At 70.2% G+C, this 4,833-nt stretch carries 5 protein-coding genes; all 5 read left to right on the forward strand.

The window, feature by feature from the left end; genetic code table 11:
* Positions 1-4: 4 nt before the first annotated feature.
* Positions 5-94 carry a hypothetical protein gene (locus G6018_RS17255; RefSeq protein ID WP_347237772.1) on the forward strand — a complete coding sequence of 30 codons (90 nt, stop codon included), beginning with the start codon at positions 5-7 and terminating at the stop codon, positions 92-94.
* A gap of 23 nt (positions 95-117) precedes the next feature.
* The gene (locus tag G6018_RS02295) at positions 118-1,095 is read left to right on the forward strand and encodes a bifunctional riboflavin kinase/FAD synthetase (protein WP_179525429.1); all 978 of its coding nucleotides are present in this window, start codon (positions 118-120) and stop codon (positions 1,093-1,095) included.
* 113 nt (positions 1,096-1,208) lie between these two features.
* Entirely contained in the window at positions 1,209-1,478 is a 270-nt protein-coding gene (gene rpsO, locus G6018_RS02300; protein WP_107747462.1) for a 30S ribosomal protein S15, read from the forward strand.
* A gap of 335 nt (positions 1,479-1,813) precedes the next feature.
* Positions 1,814-4,081 carry a polyribonucleotide nucleotidyltransferase gene (locus G6018_RS02305; protein WP_182609303.1) on the forward strand — a complete coding sequence of 756 codons (2,268 nt, stop codon included), beginning with the start codon at positions 1,814-1,816 and terminating at the stop codon, positions 4,079-4,081.
* Between the two features lie 98 nt (positions 4,082-4,179).
* Positions 4,180-4,833: insulinase family protein (locus tag G6018_RS02310; RefSeq protein WP_182609302.1), on the forward strand; the 654-nt coding region annotated here is incomplete at its 3' end.

The raw sequence follows: 4,833 nt of genomic DNA on the forward strand, positions 1-4,833 counted from the left end.
GGCCGTGGGGCCGGACGGGCGGGTGGCCGCACTGGTCTCCGAGTCCGGCCAGCGCGCCGCTCCGGTCGTGGTCATGCGACCGGCGGGCCTGTGATCGCCGGGCGTAAGGTGGGCGCCGTGCAGCTGTGGCGGACGTTCGACGAGATCGTGATCCCCGACGGCGGGACCTCCGTCGCGCTCGGGGTGTTCGACGGACTCCATCGAGGTCACCGGGGTCTGGTGGAGCACGCGGTGGGTACCGGACGCGAGTCGGGGGCGAGCCCGGTGCTGGTGACGTTCGACCCGCACCCCGTCGAGGTGATCAGACCCGGTACGCATCCGCTCGTGCTCACCCCCCTGGAGCGACGCGCCGAACTGGCCGGCGACCTCGGGGTCCATGCCGTCTTCGCCCTGCCCTTCGACACCGACATGGCCTCGTGGGAACCCGACGAGTTCATCGACCGCGTGCTGGTGCGGGGGCTGCGGAGCCGCTCCGTCACCGTGGGCAGCAACTTCTCGTTCGGCCGACGCGCGGCGGGTACCCCGGAGACGCTGCGCGAGCTGGGCGCCGAGCGGGGCATCGACGTCCGGGTGATGGATCTGCTGGAATCCGGGGGGGAGCCGGTGTCCTCCTCCCGGATCCGGCGTCTGCTCGCGGAGTCCGACGTCGCCGGCGCGGCCGCGATCCTCGGCCGTCCCCATCGCGTGTCCGGGATCGTCGTGCACGGAGCCGGGCGTGGTGGACGCGACCTCGGGTACCCGACGGCCAACCTGGATCTGCCGGAGTACACGGCAGTGCCCGTCGACGGCGTCTACGCGGGGTGGTTCACCCTCCTCGACGATCACGAGGTAGACGGGTCGATCCAGCCCGGTCGGCGCTACCCGGCCGCGATCTCCGTGGGGACCAATCCGACGTTCGGGGACGCGGCGCGCAGCGTCGAGGCCTTCGTCCTGGACGAGTCGGCGGACCTCTACGGGCGGGTGGCGGCCGTCGACTTCGTCGACCACGTCCGCGACATGGAGAAGTTCTCCTCGGTCGACGAGCTCCTCGTGGCCATGGACCGGGACGTCGCCAGGACCAGGGCCGTTCTCGACGCCGGCGCCGACCGCCGCTGATCATCGATTGGGGCGCCGGTGCCCTCCGCTGGTAACGTCTCCTGTCGGCCCTCCTGCGGTCCGCGGCGGCGGGGTCATTCATTTTCGCGGACTGGAACAACCAGGAGACACCCATGGCGATGACCACCGAAGAGAAGAAGGCCGTACTGGCCGAGTACGGGATCCACGAGACCGACACCGGTTCGCCCGAGGCCCAGGTCGCGCTGCTCACCAAGCGGATCAGCCAGCTGACCGAGCACCTCAAGAGCCACCAGCACGACCACCACTCCCGTCGCGGCCTGCTCCTGATGGTCGGCCGTCGTCGTCGTCTCCTCAAGTACATCGCCAAGGTCGACATCGCGCGCTACCGCTCGCTGATCGAGCGCCTCGGTCTGCGTCGCTGAGCGGACCCCGCCCGCACGCCCACTGTTCCCCGTCCTCGAAGAGGGTGGGGAACAGTGCTGTACGGGGGCGGTGTCCGCGCGTCCCCCGGTGACCCGGGGTGTTCTCCCTGGTAGCCTGATCACGGCCGGTGCGCACGTACCGGGTGTCGACAGGTCCGATTGACGGTCCTCGGTAGTGGCTGCCGGAACCGCGGGTGCCCCGGGACGGGCGCCGGTTCCGGCCGCTTCGATCGAAGACCGAAGTCGAACCGGGATTCCCTGACGTGTGACCCGGCGGGCCCGGCGGAGACGTCTCCGCCGTGAGGCCCCCAGTCACCGACAGGACAGGACTACACATGCCAGAGATCACGGCCGTCGAGGTCGAAGACGGTGTCTTCGAGACCGTCGCGACCATCGACAACGGCGACTTCGGTCGCCGCGAGGTGCGATTCGAGACCGGACGCCTTGCCAAGCAGGCCGCCGGGGCCGTCGTCGCGTACCTCGACGACGACACCATGATGCTGTCCGCCACCACGGCGGGCAAGCACCCCAAGGAGCACTTCGACTTCTTCCCCCTGACGGTGGACGTCGAGGAGCGGATGTACGCCGCGGGTCGCATCCCGGGCTCGTTCTTCCGCCGCGAGGGTCGGCCGAGCACCGACGCCATCCTCACGTGTCGCCTCATCGACCGTCCGCTGCGCCCGACCTTCGCGGACGGGGTCCGCAACGAGGTCCAGGTCGTGGTGACCATCATGAGCCTGGACCCCAAGGACCTCTACGACGTCGTGGCGATCAACGCCGCGTCCGCCTCCACGCAGCTGTCCGGCCTCCCGTTCTCGGGTCCGGTCGGAGGCGTGCGGATCGCGCTCATCCCCACCGCCGCCCGCCCCGAGGGGCAGTGGGTCGCCTTCCCCACCGTCGAGCAGCTCTCCGAGGCGGTCTTCGACATGGTCGTGGCCGGTCGCGTCGTGGGCTCCGGTGATACCGCCGACGTCGCCATCATGATGGTCGAGGCCGAGGCCACCGACACCGTCATCGAGAAGATCGCGGGTGGCGCGCAGGCTCCCACCGAGGACGTCGTGGCGCAGGGTCTCGAGGCGGCCAAGCCGTTCATCTCCGAGCTGTGCGCCGCGCAGCAGGCACTGGCCACCGCGGCCCCGTCCGAGGCCCGGGAGTTCCCGCTCTTCCCGCCCTACCAGGAGGACGCGTTCACCGCGGTCTCCGAGGTGGCCGAGGCCAAGCTCGGTGAGATCATGTCGATCGCGGACAAGCAGGAGCGCGACGGGGCGACCGACCAGCTCAAGGCCGAGGTGCTCGACTCGCTCTCGGAGCGGTTCTCCGGTCGGGTCGGGGAGCTCGGTGCCGCGTTCAAGTCGCTCACCAAGAAGATCGTCCGGAAGCGGATTCTCACGGACCACTTCCGCATCGACGGCCGCGGCATCAGGGACATCCGCGCGTTGTCCGCCGAGGTCGAGGTCATCCCACGGGCCCACGGTTCCGCCCTGTTCGAGCGGGGTGAGACCCAGATCCTCGGGGTCACCACGCTCGACATGGTCAAGATGGCCCAGCAGATCGACTCGCTCGGTCCGGAGACCAGCAAGCGCTACATGCACCACTACAACTTCCCGCCGTACTCCACCGGCGAGACCGGTCGCGTGGGGTCGCCCAAGCGTCGTGAGATCGGCCACGGGGCGCTCGCCGAGCGTGCGCTCATGCCGGTCCTGCCGAGCGTCGAGGAGTTCCCGTACGCGATCCGGCAGGTCTCCGAGGCGCTCAGCTCCAACGGCTCCACCTCGATGGGGTCCGTCTGCGCCTCCACCCTGTCGCTGCTCAACGCCGGTGTGCCGCTCAAGGCCCCCGTCGCGGGTATCGCGATGGGCCTGGTCTCCGACGAGGTCGACGGTGAGACCCGCTACGTGGCCCTCACCGACATCCTCGGTGCCGAGGACGCGTTCGGCGACATGGACTTCAAGGTCGCCGGCACGGGCATGTTCGTCACCGCGCTGCAGCTCGACACCAAGCTCGACGGCATCCCGTCCGAGGTCCTGGCCGGCGCGCTCACCCAGGCCCGCGAGGCCCGGCTGACCATCCTCGACGTGATGGCCGAGGCGATCGACGAGCCGGACGAGCTCAGCCCGTTCGCGCCCCGCATCATCGCGATCAAGGTCCCGGTCGACAAGATCGGTGAGGTCATCGGGCCCAAGGGCAAGATGATCAACTCGATCACCGAGGAGACCGGCGCGTCCGTCTCGATCGAGGACGACGGCACCGTGTACATCGGGGCCACGGACGGCGAGTCCGCGCAGGCCGCGATCGACAAGATCAACGCCATCGCCAACCCGCAGCTGCCCAAGGTCGGCGAGCGGTTCCTCGGCACGGTCGTCAAGACCGCCCCGTTCGGCGCCTTCCTCTCGCTGCTGCCCGGCCGCGACGGCCTGGTGCACATCTCCAAGCTGGGCCAGGGCAAGCGGGTCGGCAAGGTCGAGGACGTCGTGAACGTGGGCGACAAGATGCAGGTCGAGATCGCGGACATCGACAACCGCGGCAAGATCAGCCTCGTGCCCGTCGGCGACGAGTCCGCCGCGGCGGCATCGCCTGCCGACGCCGAGGGCGACGACAACTGATACACCGCCGGGGCGGGAACGCGCACCCCGGCACCTCACGAGGCACGCACCCCGGAGCGCGGGGTGCGTGCCTCGTATCGCTGGAAGGGAGGGTCGCCGTGGATCCGACGATCAGGGTGGACAGATCGATCCCCGGGCTCCGGGTGGTCACCGAGAACCTGCCGTGGTGCCACACCGCGGCGGTCGGGGTGTGGATCGCGGCGGGTTCCGCCGACGAGGCCCCCGAGGAACACGGTGCCGCGCACTTCCTCGAGCACGTCCTGTTCAAGCGGACCGCCACGGCCTCGGGACTCGAACTGTCCGAGCGGATCGATCTCCTCGGGGGTGACCTCAACGCCTACACGGGCCGGGAGCACACCTGCTACCACGTCCACGTCCCGGCGGAGGGCCTGGCGACGGCCGTGGACGTACTGGTGGACGTGGTGGCACGCGGGTCGTGTGACCCGGAGGACGTGGAGATCGAGCGGGACGTGGTGCTCGACGAGCTCGCGGGCCGGGCCGACGACCCGGAGGACCTCGCCTGCGAACTCGCCACCGGAGCCGTGTTGGGTGATGACCCGCTGGCTCGCCCGATCATCGGGACCGAGGAGTCGGTGGTGGCCCTGGACGCGCAGACGCTGCGATCGTTCCACCGCAGGGTCCTCCGTGCGGGTGACGTCGTGGTGGCCGCGGCCGGGCGCATCGACCACGAGGAGCTGGTCAGACGCATCGCCGACGGCCCGCTGGCCGCCGTGGTCGCCGAGGGCCCGGCG

It is taken from the genome of Dietzia sp. DQ11-44 (genome assembly GCF_014145205.1).
Taxonomy (GTDB): domain Bacteria; phylum Actinomycetota; class Actinomycetes; order Mycobacteriales; family Mycobacteriaceae; genus Dietzia; species Dietzia natronolimnaea.